The sequence below is a fragment of the Paraplanobispora siamensis genome, from assembly GCF_016863175.1.
In the GTDB taxonomy this organism is placed as follows: Bacteria; Actinomycetota; Actinomycetes; order Streptosporangiales; family Streptosporangiaceae; genus Planobispora; species Planobispora siamensis.
This window is the reverse complement of the sequence record NZ_BOOJ01000037.1, coordinates 111,385-127,531: the sequence shown is the minus strand read 5'-3', so window position 1 is coordinate 127,531 and position 16,147 is coordinate 111,385. Positions and strand designations below refer to the sequence as shown.

Below are 16,147 nucleotides of genomic sequence, written 5' to 3'. Positions count from 1 at the left end.
GGACTTTGGTGGGATGTGCACGCCCGGAAGGCGGCACTAGATTGCCTGCCATGTCGCTTGCCAGCATTCCCAGCCCCTCCGAGGGGGTCTGGTATCTGGGACCGCTGCCCATCCGCGGTTACACGGTCTGCATCATGCTCGGTATCGTGGCGGCCGTCATCATCGCCGAGCGCCGCTGGCGGGCCCGCGGCGGGGCGCCGGGAACCATGATGGACCTGGCGGTGTGGGGAATCCCGTTCGGCATCGTGGGCGCGCGGCTGTACCACGTCATCACCGACTGGCAGCTGTACTTCGGGCCTGACGCCCCCTACCGGCCGATCGACACGATCCTGATCTGGAGCGACTCCGGACCCGGCTGGCGCGGTCTGGGCGTCTGGGGCGCAGTCGCCCTGGGCGGGGTGGGCGTGTGGATCGCCTGCCGCCGCCGGGGCATCGCCGTGAGCGCGGTCGCCGACGCCGTGGCTCCGGCCATCGCCATCGGTCAGGCCATCGGCCGGTGGTGCAACTACTTCAACCAGGAGCTGTTCGGCGGCCCGACCGACCTGCCGTGGGGACTGGAGATCGAGGCCGGCCGTCCGGGCACCGTACCGGGCGTTTCCACCTACCACCCCACGTTCCTGTACGAGTCGCTGTGGAGCCTGGCTCTGGGGCTGTTGCTGATCTGGGCCGGTCGGCGTTTCACGCTGCGGCACGGCCGGCTCTTCGCCCTGTACGTGGCGGGCTATACGGCGGGCCGCTTCTGGATCGAGGGCCTGCGCGTCGACCCGGCCAACGAGATCCTCGGGATGCGGCTGAACCAGTGGACGTCGATCGTCCTGTTCCTGGGCGCGTTGGCCTATGTCTATCTGACCCGGAACAAGGACTCCGAGGAGTCCCTGGGCGCCGAACGGGTCCCCGCCGGGGTGAAGTGATCCCCGTCCCGGTGTGGCCGAAGTCTCTGACCGAGGCTTCCGCGTCCGCGGGCGGGCTGGAGCCGGATGAGGTCACGGTGCGAGGCAGCCGGATGGCGGATCCGCCACGTCCCGTTGCGCACGCTTGGAGGATCGCGTGCCGTGAGCGGGGACTGACGGTGGATGAGATGATCGTCCGGCTGGTGGCTGCTCTCCGTCGGCGCCGAGTCGGACGTGGACGAATACGGGTGACAGCCGCCGCCTTTTCGAAATAGAGGGTCGGCCGCGTACGGCAACTCAAAGCCCGGAACCAACGGGCTGCTGCACTGTGGTGCGTCCCTGACCGGCGATCGCCCCCCGTCCATCCGGGATACCGCTGAAAGCAGGCTCCTGAGCTGCGAAGGACGCGATCATCGGACAGAGTCACGGCGAGCTCGCCTACGGCTGGGCGTACATCCTGATGAGCTGGCCTGGGATCGTCACGGCTGTGATCCTGACGCTTCTGCTGGCGCACAGGCGGACTCGTCCGCCGGGTCGGGTCGTGGGCTGGGGGTCGACCGCGGCCGTTCTCCTGGTGGGAGTGGCGACGATCTCTGACGGGTGGGCGCCCCGCAGGCTGTACGGCTGGCCCTTCCTGGCGTATGGGCTGGTCATGGTCATCGGGCTGATCGCCGTACGGAGACCCGTGAGGAAGGACGCTCTCCCCGGCAGGGCATAGCGGTTCCCCTCTGCCGTTCGCTCAGCCGGAGAAGACGCGGGCGAACGCGCTGTAGGTCGGCGTATCGGGCTGCCGGTCCAGTACGGCGAAGCGGACGTGGTCGAAACGGGTCCGTGTGGCCAGCGCCCGGGCGAACGTCTCGGCGACCAGGCCGGGATCGTTGCCGAACACCCCGCACCCCCACGCCCCGAGCACCAGCCGGCGATGGCCGTGGGCCTCGGCGACGTCGAGCACGCGGACGGTCCTCTCCCACAGCGCGGCCGGTACGGCGCCCGCCAGCTGCGGCTGGTTGCGCGCGATGGCCCCCGCGTTGGGCGCGGCCGCGGTCAGGAAGGCCACGCGGTACGGCTCGTCCAGCATGCGGCCCCTGTCGTCGCGGAAGACCGGCACCCCGGGCGAGTAGACGACCCGATCGCTGTACCGCAGGTCGCCCTGCGCGCGGTGGTAGTCGTAGAACTGCGGGACAGCGGTGAGACAGGCGTACAACGCCGATGCCCTGGCCAGGCTCTCCTCCTGTGCCTGGGCGCCGTTGAGGAACCCGCCGCCGGGATTCTTCGCCGAGGCGAAGACCAGACAGGCCAGATCGGTACCGTCACCGGCCATGGCCCGGGCCGCCTGCAGGGTGGACTCATTCGTGACCTCGATGAGGCCCGGCATCGCAGGCCCGGCCTCCGCATCGTCCCGGGCCGTGCCGAGATCCTCCCCGGGAAGGTGGAGCCGGGTGTTCGCCACGGCATGCGCCACGTCGTCCGCGAAACCCACCCACCCGCCGTCCGGCGAGGTGTAACCACCGCGTTCGACGATGGCGACCGTGTCCTGTGCGATCGCGCGCAGCCGGGTACTCATGATCCGCATCGTGACACCCGGACGGCTCCCGCCGCGAGGCATTTGTTCCCGCACCTCCGAAGCGGACGCTCCGGGCCTCGGGCGGTGTGGTGCAGGAGCGGCGAGTTTGCCGGGATCCGGGAGGCGGGGGACACTGCGGCATGCGTCCCTACAGGCAGGTCGATGAGCTCAACCGGGCCGTCGAGGAGTTGAGCGTCCGCATCTACAAGGCGTTGCGCGACGGTGGCCTCGACGCCGGACCCCTCGTCGAGCTGGCCTGCCTGATGGAGGAGCGGAATGTGTCCACCGCTGTCACGCGGGAACTCCTCGAACGCCCCGCCGCCGAGCTGACGGCCGCCGACCTGGCCCGGCTGGGCGAGGCCCTTCTCGGTGAGATCGGCTTCAAACCGGGCTTCGCTCTGGAACCGGGTCTGCTGGCGCCGCTGGAGGAGGCACTGAAGATCGTGGAGCGCGACGTCCGCGCCACCGGGATCACCGGGACGCTCCGGATGGTCCTGCCCGACTGGGACACCATGGGCCTGGCGCGGGTGGAGTTCGAGGGCATCTGCCAGGGCAACGGCCTCGGGCCCGGGGGCGACGTCCAGGAGGTGCTCTGGTCCGTGGCCGACGCCGCCCAGGAAGTGGTCATGGAAGTGATCTGGAAGGCGTGGCCCGTCTGTCCGGTGCACAACCGAGGCCTGAGCGCCGGGCTGGAAGACGAGATCGCCGTGTGGCGCTGTACCGGTGGCGGGACGCACACGGTCGCGCCGGTGGGTGAACTGTCTTCCGAGGCCGGTTAGCGGTGGACGCGCCCGCTCACGGCACATGCGGTGCATCCGGAGTCGCTGAGCGCCTGCCGAGCGCTTGTCGAGCGCCTGCCGAGCGCTTGTCGAGTGAAGAGACGCGGGGTCATTCGCCGTCTGGATCTGGCGGCTCCACGGCCGGTGCGATCGGCAATCGTGCAGCGGCCCCGCCGGTGATCTCGCGCCCGTGGGTCAGCGTGTAGTCAAGCTGCCTGGCCAGGAGCGGGAGGCTCGCCGGAGGCAGGTACGCCTCGGCTCCGGCGTCGAGCAGCCGGCGGACCGGGCCGGAGTACTGGACTCCCAGCTCGTGGTCCTCGATTTCGGTGACGACGACGCGAGCCTTCGGAAACGTCGACCGGAGCGCTGCAATCAGCTGCGGGCTGCATGGAGGCACCAGCAGCACATCGGCCGTCGTGGGAGCCGCGTGCATATCGAGCACCACGTAGTCCGTCCCGAGCTGGTTCGACAGCGCCACCCGGGCCGCGGTCGACAGCTTCATCGCGGTGGCCACGACCGTCACACCGTCGTAGTCGGCCGGCTTTTGATCGTTCGTCTCGTCTGACGCGTCGCGGTCGACGACGGCACCCCGGACCACGTCGACGGTGCTGGAGACCGTCGCGATCGACGCGCCGTCACGCGTGATGACCAGGTTCTCCCCGGGCCCGAGGGCGTCGATGAGCGCCACGACGTCTTCGGGAAGGCGGGCCACGTCGATCCGCTGCGCGGAGCGTGAGGCGCGTCTGCGGATCACCACGCCACGGGCACGCTCACGGCTGCCGGGACAGCCTGCGTCATGCGCGGTCCCGGTCGCCCGGCGAAGGGCCCGTCTGGGGTGACACGGTCACCTGCCGCGAAGATGCCGTTCAACCGGATGATCACAAGAATCCCTTCGACGCCGTGATCTCGTTGGACGCCGCCGGACGGCCATCGGTTCGATGCCGTGCCGGAGTTTCCCTCATCGATTATGTCCGCGCCGCAGGCGGAGCCGAGGGGCAACGATCTTGACCCCGGGGCGGGCAGCGACGATCATCACAGCGTCGAGGCGGGAGCACCGAGGATCAAGCGCAGCGACCCGGCCCAGGTGCGTGGTACGGCAACGGCGTGCGTGGTACGGCAACGGCCCGGTCAGAAAGGCGGCGACATGTCCGGCGCGCAGCTGTACGACACCATCGGAGCCACGTACACCGTGACGCGGCGCACCGAGCCGCGGATCGCCGCCCGGATCTGGGCCGCGCTCGGCGACGCGCGGACAGTGTTGAACGTCGGCGCCGGCACCGGCTCCTACGAGCCCCCCGACCGCGACGTCACCGCGGTGGAGCCGTCGGCGCTCATGCGGGCGCAGCGTCCCGCGGACGCGGCGCCGTGCGTGGCCGCCACCGCGGAGAGCCTCCCGTTCGAGGACCGGTCCTTCGACGCCGCGATGGCTGTCAGCACCGTTCATCACTGGCAGGACCCGATCGCCGGACTGCGCGAGATGCGGCGGGTGGCCCGCCGTGTGGTGGTGTTCACCTTCGACGGCAGCGACACCGGCTGGCGTCATCGGTTCTGGCTCACCCGCGACTACCTGCCCGAGGTCGCCGGTCTCCTGGTCGGCCGGCCCTCGCTGGGTGAGCTGGCCGGCGCGATCGGAGCCCGAGCGGAGCCGGTCCTCATTCCGTGGGACTGCGCCGACGGCTTCTTCGAGGCCTACTGGCGCCGGCCCGAGGCGTATCTGGATGATCGGGTACGTCGCGGATTGTCGGTGTGGGCCAGAGTCGGGCCGCAGGCCGAGCAGCGGGCAGTGCGCAGCCTGCGTGATGACCTCGAATCAGGCCGGTGGACCGAACGCAACCGCGACCTCATCGCTCTGGAAGCAGCCGAGCTCGGCCTTCGCCTGCTCATCGCCTGACCTCGTTGAAATCCCCGACCCTGTTGAAATCGCCCGGCCCCGCCGAATACGAAACGCTCTGTCCGAACGTCCAACCGGCTTCACCACGATCGGAGTACATCACCAATGATCACCGACCCGACGATGACCCGGATCGGCCAGGGGGTGGAGTTGCACCACCAGCAAGGTCAGCGCGGAGCGGCCCGCGACTTGTTCGCGCAGATCTGGGACGACATCGGAGGCGAGCAAGGCGACCCGTTGCACGTCTGCGTCCTCGCCCATTCGATGGCCGATGTGCAGGACGACGTGCACCAGGAACTGATGTGGGACCTGCGGGCGCTCGCCGCCGCCGATCTGGTCACCGACGAGCGGGTGGCGCAGGCCGGGGTGCCGCTTTCGGTGGCCGGCCTGTATCCGTCGTTGCACCTCAACGTGAGCGAGTGCTATCGCAAGCTGGGTGATCTCGACCGCGCCCGTGAGCACTTCCGGCAGGCGCGGGCCCGGATCGGCGCACTCGGCGACGACGAGTACGGGCGGCTCATCAAGGGTGGCCTGGAGCGGCTGGCCGAACAGCTGGGTGAGGCCGTCTGAGTGCATCCCGGTGAGTTCTCCGCACCGGCGCCGGCACGGGTGAACGGACGGGAAGGAAGATCGCGATTCTCTGGGTTCGCCCCGGGGCCCGGTACTACTGTCGCGAGCATGGTCGAACAGGATGTCCTCAGTGCCACCATCGAGGCTTACGATGCCGCCGCCCACGCCTACACGCAGCTCTTCCGCGACGTACTGCGTGACAGTCCCCTGGATCGCGCGATCATGGGCGTCTTCGCCGAGGCCGTGAGCGCGAGTGGGAACGGTCAGGTAGCGGACCTGGGATGTGGGCCCGGCCATGTCACCGCCTATCTGGACGAGCTGGGGCTGGCGGCGTTCGGGGTCGACGCCTCTCCTGTGATGATCGAGCTGGCTCGGCAGGCCTATCCGGGCCTGCGGTTCGAGGTGGGCTCGATGACCGCGTTGGACATCGCCGACGGCGTGCTGGGCGGCGTACTCTCACGTTGGTCCATCATCCACACTCCGCCGCAGGAGCTCCCCGTCATCCTGGCGGAGTTCCATCGTGTGCTGGCACCCGGCGGCCACCTTCTGATCGGCTTCTCGGCGAGTGAGGACCCGTCCCACCCGACGCAGATCTTCGATCACGCGGTCGCGCCGGCCTATCGGTGGTGGCCCGACCACCTCGCCGCGATGCTGCGCCGGTCCGGGTTGCCCGAGGTGGCCCGGGTGGTCCGCGAGCCCCAGCCCACCGACCGGCGGCAGTTCAAGGAGGTCCACCTGCTCACCCGCAAAGCCTAGGAAGGGGCTGCCCGGGTTTGTTCGCGTCGCTCGTAAGTCCTGATCAGAGAGGGTGACCTCAGGTCTGCTTGAGCAGGCGCCAGGTGGCGAGGGCGAGCCGGGCCCGGGTCAGGCCGACGGGGTCGGTGAGGTCGATGCCCAGCGTTCTGCCGATCTGGGTGACGCGGCGGGAGATGCTGCTGTGGTGCAGGTGGAGGAGGTCGGCGGCCTGGCGGAGCGAACCGGTGGAGCAGTAGGCGTCCAGGGTGTCCAGGTCTTCCGGGGCGTCGGCCAGCCGGGCGACGGCGGCCACGTCGCGGTTGCCGCGGGCGACCTCCTGGGGGACGTCGGCCAGGAGGGCCAGGGCGCCCAGGTCGCCGTAGTGGATCACCGGCCGGCGCGGGGTGGTGAAGCGGAGCGCGGTGCGGGCCTGGTGCCAGGAGTGGTCCGGGCTGTCGGCTGTGGCGATGCCCGCGCGTACGCCTGCCGGGAAGCGGGTCCCGTCCGTGGCGGTGGCCAGGATCACGCCCGCGCCGGCGAGCGAGGCGGCCTTCACCGGGCGGTCCGGGCAGATCAGATGGGCGATCCTGTCGAGCGGCAGCCTCGCAGGGCCGGGTGGGAGCTCCGGGCGGCCGGTGACCCGGTCGGGTGAGGGAGTGGCGGGTGAAGGGCTGTCGGGTGAGGGGTTCGCGTGGACGGCGACCACGGTGACGGGTCGGCCCGCGGGGAAGCCCAGGAGCCGCAGGGCACGGGCGCGGGCTGCCTGGTCGGTGTCGGTGCTGATCGCGAGTTCGACGAGGGCGGGGTCGGCCATGGTGGTGCGGGCCGGGCCGTACCGTTCGGAGACCGCCGCGGCGGCGATGGCGAGGCGGTCCAGCAGCACCTCGTCGAAAGGCCCGGGCGGGCCGGGGCGTTCCAGCCAGACTGTGCCGATCTCCTCCTCGTCGAGGACGATGGAGGCCGTACTGGACGCCGGTGACGGCGAGGCGGCGGCCTGCCTGCCGTCGGGGGCCATGCGGATGGCCCGTCCCGTGTCGTGGAGCCGGATCCCGGCCACGCACTCGGCCAGACCGGCCGAGGCACGGGCGAGTGCCGGCAGGTCCACCCGGCGGCGCATCAGCGTGTCGTAGAACGCGACGACGCGGGCGATGCCCTGTACGTGCGAGTCCAGCTCTGACAGCCGGTCGGCCAAGGCTTCCATGGCCCCAGGTTAAGGCCGGGACGGAGGCCGCACCGGTCGGTGCGTGATCCGCCGCGGGTACGCGACGGATGGCGGTCGAGCTTGGAGGAGTACGACGGGGAGGATGGCCGGCATGGATCCCGAGTTGGAAGCGTTCGTCCCCTTTCTCCCGCAGATCGACCTGAGCGACCCGGCGGCGTCACGTGCGGATTTCACCGAGCGGGCGAAGGCGAGACCGGCGCCGGACACCACGGGCCTGGAGATCGAGGACCGCGTGGTGCCGGCCGACCCGGACGTTCCGGTGCGGATCTACCGCCCGCGGCAGGCCCGGGGAGCGGTCGTCTGGATGCACGGCGGGGGATGGATCTTCGGGGACCTGGACACCGAGCACGTGTGGGCCGCCCGGCTGGCAGCCGGCTCCGGCGTGCTGGTGATCTCGGTGGACTACCGCCGTGCGCCCGAGCACCGGTACCCGGCCGCCCTGGACGACGTCTACGCCGTGCTTGCCTGGACGGCCGGGCACGCGGCCGAACTCGGCATCGATCCCGGGCGGATCGCCGTCGGCGGGCACAGCAGCGGCGGGAACCTCGCAGCCGCGGTCGCGTTGCGGGCGCGGGACGAGCAGGGGCCGCCGATCCGCTTCCAGCTGCTGAGCGAGGCCGCGCTCGACGACCGGCAGCGGACCTGGTCGCAGCGGAACTTCACCGGTACGCCCTGGTCGACCCGGGACCGCGTCGCCACGGCCTGGCGGTACTACCTGGGCTCCGCGCCCGCCACGCCGTATGCCGCGCCGGCACGGGCGGAGGACCTGTCCGGCCTGCCGGCGGCCTACGTCGCCACCGCGGAGTTCGACCCCAACCGTGACGAGGACGTCGAGTACGCCCTGCGCCTGCTGCGGGCGGGGGTGTCGGTGGAACTGCGTCAGTGGGCCGGGACCTTTCACGGGTCGCACGCGATCCAGTCCGCCGAGGTGTCGCAGCGGCAGGTGGCCGAACTCGCCCACGTGCTGCGCCGTGCCCTGACCTGCTGACCTGCTGACCTGGCGGACTGCAGGCCGGGCCGCCCGCTGACTACCTATGACCGAGGAGAGGGACATGAGTGACGTCGCCCGCGTGCAGCGGCCGCCGCTGGGCATCCGCTTGATGCGTGCCGTACAGAAGGAGCCGGACTGGGAGGCGATGACGGCCGGGGAACTGGTCACCCTTCGCGAGGCGGTGAACCGCAAGCGGTCGTCCCCGATGGCACGACTGATCACCGGGTTCCCGGATCGGGGCGCCGTCATCGAGTGGCGGGAGGTGGCGCTGCCCGGTCGAAGGCTGAAGGTCCGCGTGTACCGGCCGCGCAACGGGAGCGCCGGGCTGCCGCTGGTGATCCACGTACACGGCGGCGGGTTCGTGGGTACGGCGGTGCAGAGCGACTGGGTGAACAGCCATGTCGCCGCGCGGCTGCCCGCGGTCGTCGTCTCGGTCGAGCATCGCCTCCTCGACCCGGACACCCCGCTCTCCGCCGCCGTCGCCGACGGCTGGGACGTGCTCCTGCACGTGGAACGGCATGCCGCGCAGTGGGGCGTGGACCCGGAACGGATCGCCGTCTTCGGAGAAAGCACCGGTTCCGTGGTAGCCGCCCTGGCCGCGATCCGGGCCAGGCGCTCCGGCCCGCCCCTGCGGGCGCAGGTGCTGGTCAATCCGGCCGTCGACCTGACCGCGGCGGGGTTCGAGCACCCTTCGATGCGCCGGTACGCCGACAGCCCGACCCTCACCATGGCGCAGATGCGCCTGTTCCGGCGGCTCGCCGTCCCGCCGGGAGCGGACGCGCGCGTCATGTCGCCGCTGTACGCCGACGACCTGGACGGGCTGGCCCCGGCGCTCGTGGTGGTGCCGACTCTCGACCCGGTGGCCGATCACGGCCGCTGCTACGCCGAACGGCTGCGGGCGGCCGGGACGTCCGCGCGGCTGACCGAGTACCCGGGGGCGACGCACGCGTTCCTCAGCACGCCGGGCGTGGTGCCGCAGGCGAAGGCCGCGCGTGCGGAGGTCCTCGAGTTCCTGCGCGAAACCCTCATCACCGACTGAACAGACGGAAGGACCCATGCCATGACGGCGACGGAGCGAAGGCTGCCGCCGGCGATGATGCACGCCGGAACGGGCCTCACCGTGATCGCCGCCCTCTTGGCGTGCCGGGCCTCGCCGCGGTCGCGCTGTGGAGAAGGCACCCAGAGTTCGAGTTCGGCTCCGGAGGCTGGGATCGTGTCACCCGTGATCGAACTCGTGGAACGCGTTGATGATCAGGACCGGGTGCTGGGCGTCGTCAGCCGGGACGACGCGATCCGTCATGGCTGGCTGCACCGTGTCGCGGCCACCGTCTGCCGTGATGAGCGGGGAAGGTTCCTGGTGTCCCGGCGCGCTGCAGGGCTCTCCAGGTTTCCCGGCTACCACGAAGTGAGCTTCGGCGGGGCGGTGACCGTCGGGGAGTCCTACCAGGCGGCGGCCAGGCGAGAACTCGAAGAGGAGCTGGGTGTCTCCGTCCCGGTGCACGAGATGGTCAAGTTCCTGTGCCATGGCCAGATCGGCTCGTACTGGCTGGGAGTCCACGAAGCGGTCATCACCGGTGATGTCGTACCCGACCCCCGGGCGATGAGCTGGGTGGGCTGGATGACGAGAGCGGAGCTGGACGAAGCCATGCAGCGGCGCCGATTCGTTCCGGACGGTCAGGAGGCGCTTCGCCGCTACTTGAAGGCACATGAGACTTCATCCGGCTCCCGGGCCTGAGCAGGTATAGAGCCGCGAGACAGCGCGGCGAGAGCTTCGTGATCAGGCTGTGGGCCATCCGCCGGACGAGCCGGGAGAGAGCGGATGGTCTCCTGTGACCGCTTGGCCTGCCCGCCCGCACATCCGTTCTCCCTTGGCTATCGTGGGGTGCATGAACGCCGCTGCCTGGCAGGGACCGCCCAGCGACATCCTGGGCCATTCAGCGCCGATCCAGCAGTTCGTCGCCAGGAGTGATCACGCGGTCCTGGCGCTGCAGCACGTCATCGCCTTCCCCGAGGGCTGCAGCCTCTTCCTGCATCTGGCCGTGCGGCGGGGTTCCCTGGATACGGCGGCCTGGCGAGGCGTGTGCGAAAGCTACGGAGGCTACGGTGCAGGTCCCGACCTCACCGCGACCGACACCGGCCTGAAGTTCGGCGTCCGCTTTCCTGACGGCTCCACGGCCACGACGGTCGACAACGCCTTTCACGGCTGGGGGCATCCCACCGACCGGCCGCAGCCGCCGATGCTCGTCGAAGCCAGCGGTGGATCCTCCTATGACGACCGCTTCTACGAGGGCGATCGGCGGCTGTGGCTCTGGCCCCTCCCGCCGCCCGGCCCCTTCGAGTTCGTCGTCGAGTGGCAGAGCCTGGGCATCGACACCACCGCCACCGCACTCGACGGAAGCGCCATCGTCCACGCGGCGGAGCAGGCCCTGCCGTACTGGCCATGACGGCGGCGGGAGTCCGGGCCGCCACTCGCGCCGTGCACCAGTGGGCGGATATCTCGTCCAGCAGTTCGCTGGGGTACGGCTTGCGCTCGGTCCCCCGTCATCCCGGCACATGCGCAGCCCTTTTCCTGTCCGACGGCTTTCTCCAACGCGGCGGCCGGCTCGCCGTCCACAACCGTTCCGGCGGCGGGGCCGCAGATCCGGAATCGGGCCACGCTCACCCAACGGCAAGCGCGGCCCGATCAACGGCCATTCCTCGTCAGTGAGGTCACCACGTGCCATGGCGCGGGCCTACCAGGCTCGCAGAGCGAAGCGCAGGCAGTTCCCTCTGACGTTGACTCCGTACAGACCCTAGATGGCGGCAAGCTGGCGGGTGATGCTGGGATCGCTGATCCTGGTGTCGTCCGCCAGCAGGAACGCCTTCGACAAGATGACCGACAGCATTCCGCCGTCCTCCTCGAACGGCAGGAACACCGATGAGGCGGAGTGGTCGCGGGCGGGGACGATGCACAGGTAGGCGTCGTTCGGCTCCATCAGGATGTTGCCCGACCCCAGATGGATCCGGTAGGCGCGCAGTCGCCCGCGCACGCGCAGGAACCGGTCGGTCAGCTCCACCCGGTCGGCGATCTTCAGTCGGGGCAGCAGCCGGGCCAGCACGTCACGCCGCGTGCGAGCGGTCTCGCTCAGCTCGCCGAACCCGTACGACCGCCAGTAACCGTCATGCCCGGCCGCCGCCTGCTGGTCGAGCCCCAGGGACCCGACCCCGACGGCGAGGTCGGCGTCGCGCAGCAGTTCCGAGAACACCAGCGGCGGCACTTCGGTGAGCGGCGCGTCGCCGGGGACATCCGCGTGGCGGAACCGGATCGCGTCGGTGACGGCGCGGGAAGCCGTACCGTAGTCGTCCTCGTGGAGATCGGAGGCGACCTGCATGCCCCAGCTCGCCTGCCAGCCGGCGAGCGTCTTGGCGGCCGCGCCCACGTCGCCGCCGCCCTCGTAGTCCCAGTGGCCGATCGACAGCCCGCTCCAGCCGCGCTGCTCCAGCAGCGCCTTGGCCTGCCCGTAGCGTACGAAGTGGCCCTTGAAACGGTCGGAGTGGGTGCGGGTGCGCTCCTCGGCCGGGGTGAGCAGGTAGACCTCGCGGAACGCCTGCTTGAACGGCTGTCTGATCCCCCGCTCCAGCAGGTGGTCGCGCCAGCCGCGCACCCCCTCGGCGCTCTCCAGGATCGGGTGCCACAACCGGACAGGCGTGTCGGCACCTGGACGCACGGATCTGCCGCCCGCGTCGGCCAGTGCCCATCCGCCGCCGTCCCTGACCGGCAGCCCGGCGAACCCGTCGGGGAGCCGCCAGATGAGGGCGCGGGTGCATGGGCCGGTGACCGGATGGTCGAAGAAGTACTGTCCGGCCTCCTGCCAGGACAGCTCGCGTTCGACGATGAGCATCTGCTCCAGGCGCAGCCGCTCGGCGGCCTGCGTGCGTTTGAGGTCTTTCAGCGTGGCCTTGAGATCGGCGAGCACCGGATCCTTGCGGATGGACTGGGGTGCGGACCTGACGACGCGCCCGGCCGCGTTGACGAACCGCAGCACCGGCCCGTCGACGTCGAGCCGGACGACGCAGTCGCCGACTCGCTCCTCCCGGGCCCCGTCGGGGCCGAGTCCGAAGGCCGGGACCGTCCGGTCGACGAGCTGTTCGTGGCTCAGCCCCTCTTGTACGGCCACCGCGTCGAGGGCATCGGACGCCTTCGCCAGCAGGGCCGGTCTGCGCAGCCTGGCTCGCACGCGCGCGAGCACGCCCACCGTGTCGAGGCCACCCCGCTTGGCCAGCACATTCAGTGCGGCGTTGGCCAGTCTCTCGTCGCGGCAGACGGCGGCGCCGCCGGTGCCGTTGCGCCCGATGCCGCAGTTGATGGCGACGTCACCGAGCAGCGTGGACACCCAGGGCGCGTCGATCACCTCGCAGGTCCACACCATGCCGCGCAGCGGGAGGGCGGTGCGGCGGGCGAGGAAGATCCTGCCGCCGGGCTCGCGGTTCTCGCGGTGGGTGGCCACACGGGAGAGGAGCTCGCGAAGCACCGTCACGCCGTCGTCGGTGAGCAGCGTGCGGACCTTGGCGAGCCAGGCTTCGCTGGGGCTGTTGGCCTTGGTCTTGCACCAGTGTTTCAGCAGGGGCAGAACGGCGGGGTGAGTCAGCCGGGCGGCGTATCGCCCTGCCATGGCACGAGCGATGGGGTCGCCGTCCCAGACCAGGCTGCGCACGACCCCGGCCGCCCCGTGCTCCGGGGGCTCGGTCAGGACGCGCTCCAAGTCCTTGCGTAACGCGGCCCGGCCCGGGCTGCGGTGGGCCGGGTGCCACGGCGGCGCGTCACCAAGGATCTGACGGCGCTCGGAGTATCCGAGCACCGCGATGGCGGCCAGCGGAATCCGGTACAGCTCGGCGTGCCCGGTGTGACCGCAACTCGACAGCGCGTCGGCGATCTCCCACAGGACACGCGTGTCCTCGAACGTCCAGGGGATGTCGCCATCGGCCACCTCACGTGCCAACCGGAGCACCTCTTCGGGGTACTCATGGCCGCCCTCGTCGCCCAGGCTGAGCCGCAGTTGCGCCCATATGCCGAACGCCCTGCGCCCGGCCTCGTCGGCGCCAGGCCGCCTGCCCGCGTCGTACAGGGCGAACAGCTCGCGCGGCAGCCCCGTCATGCGGTAGTTGAGTATGTAGCTCTGGGACTTGGGAAAGTCGTCGAGGACGCCCATGTCAGTCTCCGGCCCGCGACACGAGGCGGACGAGTTTGCGCGCCGGGCCGGCGTCGGGCCGAGCGGGAAGGGCGGTCTCAACTGAGCACCTGGCGGTGGCGCTCTCGTCTCTGAAGGTGGCCGTGGCCATGGGGGGCTCCATCGTCGTCGGTCGGTCAACGTGACGGGCCATAGCTACCAACGGGCACCGACAATCCGCCGCATGCCGGCTCTGAATCGTGCTGGATGGGTGTGGAGGTGGGCGGTTGCGTGCCTCTGTTGCAGTACCTCGGCACCGTAGGCAGAGTGAGCCGCATGATCGAGATCGACGGCCCTTTCTATCGGGTCAGCGAGCCCGGCTTCGAGATGCTGATCCCTCGATGGGAGGGGCAGGAACCCGAGAGTGCCGAGGAGGCCGACGCGACCGTCACCCTTCCGGACGGCACTCGTCGTTACGCCACCTTCATGACCCTCGATGTCGTCGGTAGGGTCATGGACCGCTGGAAGAGCACGGGCGAGAACCTCGGCGGCCGGTACTTCCGGTGCTCCGACCTGATCGTCATCCGTGAGCCGGGCTTCACCTCGATGATCGACGCCGTGCGGGACATGATCGCGACAGGAGAGATCGACAGCACTTGCAGCGTGCTTCCACCTGACGGCGGACAACAACATGCGGATTGAAAGAGGAGGACTTCATGCGGCTCGTTCAGTCCTCTGAGCCGGGGCTCCGGGGATCGTTTCGTCCTTGACCAGGGAGGGCGTTCCGTGCATGGTCCGGATCTCGCCGACGCTTCCGAGGAAGACTGGAAGACTGTGCGGCATGAGCCAGACCGAGCGGCCGCTCGTACGCGAGTTGTTTCCCGATCTCATCACGGAGCTCATCGCGTGCCTGAGAGAGGAAGAAGAGGAAGGCCTCGCCGTCTCCGCCTGGGACATCCGGTTCTATGAGGAGTGCGGATGCGACGACGACTTCTGCCAGAGCTTCTACACGGCCGAGCCCCCGGACGGGGGGTACGGTCCGGGGCACAGATGCGTGGCGCTGACCCCGCGGAAGGGTGATCTGATCCTGGACGTCGTCGAGGAGCGGATCATGTTCGTGGAGGTCCTGCACTACCCGAAGCTGTCACGCTCGGCGGGCTGAAGCCATCAGCTTGGGAACTCTTTCAAGATCGAGCCACCTGAGCTGGAGAAATGCTGACCTGGGCGGCGGATGATCTCTTTCTTCGCCTCTGCGTTCAAGTTCTCGGGAACGGATGGCCGATCTCCTGCAAAAAGCCGACCTGCAGGCCCGCCGCTCTCATACCGCGATCGGCCGCATCGTGCAGGCCGTCCCCGACCCCGCTGCGGAGCGGCCCATGGCGTCAGGGGGGTGAACGAGGCGGCTGAACACCGGTAGATCAACGTACGACCAAGCTCGTTGATACTGTCGGCCATGTCCGTACCCCGGGTCCCGTCCTTTACTGTGCGGGCGACCTCATCGCGATGATGCCACAGGTAAGGAGGCTCGAAACTATGCCTTCGCCCCTGAGCAGGTCACCTCACCACCGGCGGCCCGGCCGTACGACCTGCGCGATGCGGCGGTGCGGACAGAAGGAGCGCTCGTAGCGTGAATGGCCAGGCCAGGGATACTGCTGGAGTGGAACTCTCCGCTGACCTGAGGAAACGTCTGGCTGCGCTGAGGGGTGATCTCCTCTTGGAACGACGCTTGCAGGGGACCGTACCGGAGGCCGGCTGGCTGGCTTGCGATCTGCTGGAGGCGGGCCTCGATACTCCTGCGGTTCAGGCCCTGATCGAGCAGACGCTTTCCATCGGGCCGATGTCCGAAGTGGAAACGCTGGTTCGCCAAGTACTGACTGACGCCGGTTTCCCGCCCATCGATGTCCAGCGTGATCCCTGGGCCGTCGCCCGTGACGTGGCGCAGGGCATCGTAGAGGGCTCATTGCCCATCTCGCAGGGTACGAGCTTTCTGATCTGGGAGTCCATGAGTGAATGCGGGCATCCGAGTGAGGTCACGGAGTTCATGATTCTCATAGAGGACTGGCAAGCGCGGTGTCGTACAGAGCCGCCAACCGACGACGAGCTTCGGGGACAAGCCGCGAAGATCGTCGAAGCCGCGAACAGACGTCTCGGCATGAGGGCCGATGGTAGGCGTAGCGCAGTAATCCGGGTTGGCATGAAGGGCTCCGGTTCGTCGCTGGGTCCCTCTGGCGTTCCCGGTCCCCGAATCGTCGAGCGGACCTCCGAAGCTCCCGGGACGACCTGGGCGGACGCGACCAAGAGCATCCCACGTATGTCCCGCGAACGGCTGCATCCGCCTGTCTGTGGCTGAACGGGAGG

At 69.8% G+C, this 16,147-nt stretch carries 17 protein-coding genes; 12 read left to right on the top strand and 5 right to left on the bottom strand.

Annotation, left to right across the window (positions count from 1 at the left end):
• Positions 1-50: 50 nt before the first annotated feature.
• Positions 51-911: a prolipoprotein diacylglyceryl transferase gene (gene lgt, locus Psi01_RS23670; protein WP_204066262.1), complete on the top strand. Its 861-nt coding sequence runs from the start codon at positions 51-53 to the stop codon at positions 909-911.
• Between the two features lie 417 nt (positions 912-1,328).
• Here the strand turns inward: lgt and Psi01_RS23660 are convergent, their stop codons facing one another.
• Both Psi01_RS23660 and Psi01_RS23655 read right to left on the bottom strand, forming a co-directional pair.
• Positions 1,329-1,544: a hypothetical protein gene (locus Psi01_RS23660; RefSeq protein ID WP_204066260.1), complete on the bottom strand. Its 216-nt coding sequence runs from the start codon at positions 1,542-1,544 to the stop codon at positions 1,329-1,331.
• 85 nt (positions 1,545-1,629) lie between these two features.
• A complete protein-coding gene (locus tag Psi01_RS23655) occupies positions 1,630-2,454 on the bottom strand; it encodes a TIGR02452 family protein (RefSeq protein ID WP_204066259.1) in 825 nt (274 codons plus the stop codon).
• A gap of 140 nt (positions 2,455-2,594) precedes the next feature.
• Between Psi01_RS23655 and Psi01_RS23650 the strand changes: the two genes are divergently transcribed.
• Positions 2,595-3,233 (top strand): hypothetical protein, encoded by a 639-nt coding sequence (locus Psi01_RS23650; RefSeq protein ID WP_204066258.1) that lies wholly within the window; start codon positions 2,595-2,597, stop codon positions 3,231-3,233.
• 109 nt (positions 3,234-3,342) lie between these two features.
• On the opposite strand, the gene Psi01_RS23645 is transcribed toward Psi01_RS23650, so the two are convergent.
• A complete protein-coding gene (locus tag Psi01_RS23645) occupies positions 3,343-3,990 on the bottom strand; it encodes a hypothetical protein (RefSeq protein ID WP_239127961.1) in 648 nt (215 codons plus the stop codon).
• A 210-nt stretch (positions 3,991-4,200) separates the two neighbouring features.
• Between Psi01_RS23645 and Psi01_RS23640 the strand changes: the two genes are divergently transcribed.
• The 3 genes from Psi01_RS23640 to Psi01_RS23630 all read left to right on the top strand — a co-directional run bounded on the left by Psi01_RS23640 (position 4,201) and on the right by Psi01_RS23630 (position 6,450).
• Positions 4,201-5,124, top strand: a complete 924-nt coding sequence (locus Psi01_RS23640) for a class I SAM-dependent methyltransferase (protein ID WP_204066257.1) — start codon at positions 4,201-4,203, stop codon at positions 5,122-5,124.
• 105 nt (positions 5,125-5,229) lie between these two features.
• Positions 5,230-5,694, top strand: coding sequence for a hypothetical protein (locus Psi01_RS23635; protein WP_204066256.1), 465 nt, complete (start codon positions 5,230-5,232; stop codon positions 5,692-5,694).
• Between the two features lie 108 nt (positions 5,695-5,802).
• Positions 5,803-6,450, top strand: coding sequence for a class I SAM-dependent methyltransferase (locus Psi01_RS23630; RefSeq protein ID WP_204066255.1), 648 nt, complete (start codon positions 5,803-5,805; stop codon positions 6,448-6,450).
• 58 nt (positions 6,451-6,508) lie between these two features.
• Here the strand turns inward: Psi01_RS23630 and Psi01_RS23625 are convergent, their stop codons facing one another.
• On the bottom strand, positions 6,509-7,630 hold the full coding sequence (locus Psi01_RS23625) for a helix-turn-helix domain-containing protein (protein WP_204066254.1): 1,122 nt from the start codon (positions 7,628-7,630) through the stop codon (positions 6,509-6,511).
• A gap of 112 nt (positions 7,631-7,742) precedes the next feature.
• Between Psi01_RS23625 and Psi01_RS23620 the strand changes: the two genes are divergently transcribed.
• From Psi01_RS23620 to Psi01_RS23605, 4 genes are all read left to right on the top strand, one after another.
• Positions 7,743-8,639 (top strand): alpha/beta hydrolase, encoded by an 897-nt coding sequence (locus tag Psi01_RS23620; protein WP_204066253.1) that lies wholly within the window; start codon positions 7,743-7,745, stop codon positions 8,637-8,639.
• A 64-nt stretch (positions 8,640-8,703) separates the two neighbouring features.
• Entirely contained in the window at positions 8,704-9,681 is a 978-nt protein-coding gene (locus Psi01_RS23615) for an alpha/beta hydrolase (protein WP_239127960.1), read from the top strand.
• 183 nt (positions 9,682-9,864) lie between these two features.
• Positions 9,865-10,377: an NUDIX hydrolase gene (locus Psi01_RS23610; RefSeq protein ID WP_204066251.1), complete on the top strand. Its 513-nt coding sequence runs from the start codon at positions 9,865-9,867 to the stop codon at positions 10,375-10,377.
• Between the two features lie 151 nt (positions 10,378-10,528).
• A complete protein-coding gene (locus Psi01_RS23605; protein WP_204066250.1) occupies positions 10,529-11,086 on the top strand; it encodes a hypothetical protein in 558 nt (185 codons plus the stop codon).
• A gap of 348 nt (positions 11,087-11,434) precedes the next feature.
• On the opposite strand, the gene Psi01_RS23600 is transcribed toward Psi01_RS23605, so the two are convergent.
• The gene (locus Psi01_RS23600) at positions 11,435-13,831 is read right to left on the bottom strand and encodes a DUF4132 domain-containing protein (RefSeq protein ID WP_204066249.1); all 2,397 of its coding nucleotides are present in this window, start codon (positions 13,829-13,831) and stop codon (positions 11,435-11,437) included.
• 294 nt (positions 13,832-14,125) lie between these two features.
• Between Psi01_RS23600 and Psi01_RS23595 the strand changes: the two genes are divergently transcribed.
• The 3 genes from Psi01_RS23595 (at position 14,126) to Psi01_RS23585 (ending at position 16,139) form a co-directional block, all read left to right on the top strand.
• Positions 14,126-14,491 (top strand): hypothetical protein, encoded by a 366-nt coding sequence (locus Psi01_RS23595; RefSeq protein ID WP_204066248.1) that lies wholly within the window; start codon positions 14,126-14,128, stop codon positions 14,489-14,491.
• A gap of 139 nt (positions 14,492-14,630) precedes the next feature.
• Positions 14,631-14,951 carry a hypothetical protein gene (locus Psi01_RS23590; protein ID WP_204066247.1) on the top strand — a complete coding sequence of 107 codons (321 nt, stop codon included), beginning with the start codon at positions 14,631-14,633 and terminating at the stop codon, positions 14,949-14,951.
• Between the two features lie 495 nt (positions 14,952-15,446).
• On the top strand, positions 15,447-16,139 hold the full coding sequence (locus tag Psi01_RS23585; RefSeq protein ID WP_204066246.1) for a hypothetical protein: 693 nt from the start codon (positions 15,447-15,449) through the stop codon (positions 16,137-16,139).
• Positions 16,140-16,147 lie beyond the last annotated feature (8 nt).

Coding starts and splice junctions, on each gene's coding strand:
- Psi01_RS23640 (WP_204066257.1), top strand. CDS start 4,201: ATGTCCGCGCCGCAGGCGGAGCCGAGGGGCAACGATCTTGACCCCGGG.
- Psi01_RS23600 (WP_204066249.1), bottom strand. CDS start 13,831: ATGGGCGTCCTCGACGACTTTCCCAAGTCCCAGAGCTACATACTCAAC.
- Psi01_RS23605 (WP_204066250.1), top strand. CDS start 10,529: ATGAACGCCGCTGCCTGGCAGGGACCGCCCAGCGACATCCTGGGCCAT.
- Psi01_RS23630 (WP_204066255.1), top strand. CDS start 5,803: ATGGTCGAACAGGATGTCCTCAGTGCCACCATCGAGGCTTACGATGCC.
- Psi01_RS23655 (WP_204066259.1), bottom strand. CDS start 2,454: ATGAGTACCCGGCTGCGCGCGATCGCACAGGACACGGTCGCCATCGTC.
- lgt (WP_204066262.1), top strand. CDS start 51: ATGTCGCTTGCCAGCATTCCCAGCCCCTCCGAGGGGGTCTGGTATCTG.
- Psi01_RS23590 (WP_204066247.1), top strand. CDS start 14,631: ATGAGCCAGACCGAGCGGCCGCTCGTACGCGAGTTGTTTCCCGATCTC.
- Psi01_RS23650 (WP_204066258.1), top strand. CDS start 2,595: ATGCGTCCCTACAGGCAGGTCGATGAGCTCAACCGGGCCGTCGAGGAG.
- Psi01_RS23635 (WP_204066256.1), top strand. CDS start 5,230: ATGATCACCGACCCGACGATGACCCGGATCGGCCAGGGGGTGGAGTTG.
- Psi01_RS23625 (WP_204066254.1), bottom strand. CDS start 7,630: ATGGAAGCCTTGGCCGACCGGCTGTCAGAGCTGGACTCGCACGTACAG.
- Psi01_RS23615 (WP_239127960.1), top strand. CDS start 8,704: ATGAGTGACGTCGCCCGCGTGCAGCGGCCGCCGCTGGGCATCCGCTTG.
- Psi01_RS23620 (WP_204066253.1), top strand. CDS start 7,743: ATGGATCCCGAGTTGGAAGCGTTCGTCCCCTTTCTCCCGCAGATCGAC.
- Psi01_RS23660 (WP_204066260.1), bottom strand. CDS start 1,544: ATGACCAGCCCATACGCCAGGAAGGGCCAGCCGTACAGCCTGCGGGGC.
- Psi01_RS23595 (WP_204066248.1), top strand. CDS start 14,126: ATGATCGAGATCGACGGCCCTTTCTATCGGGTCAGCGAGCCCGGCTTC.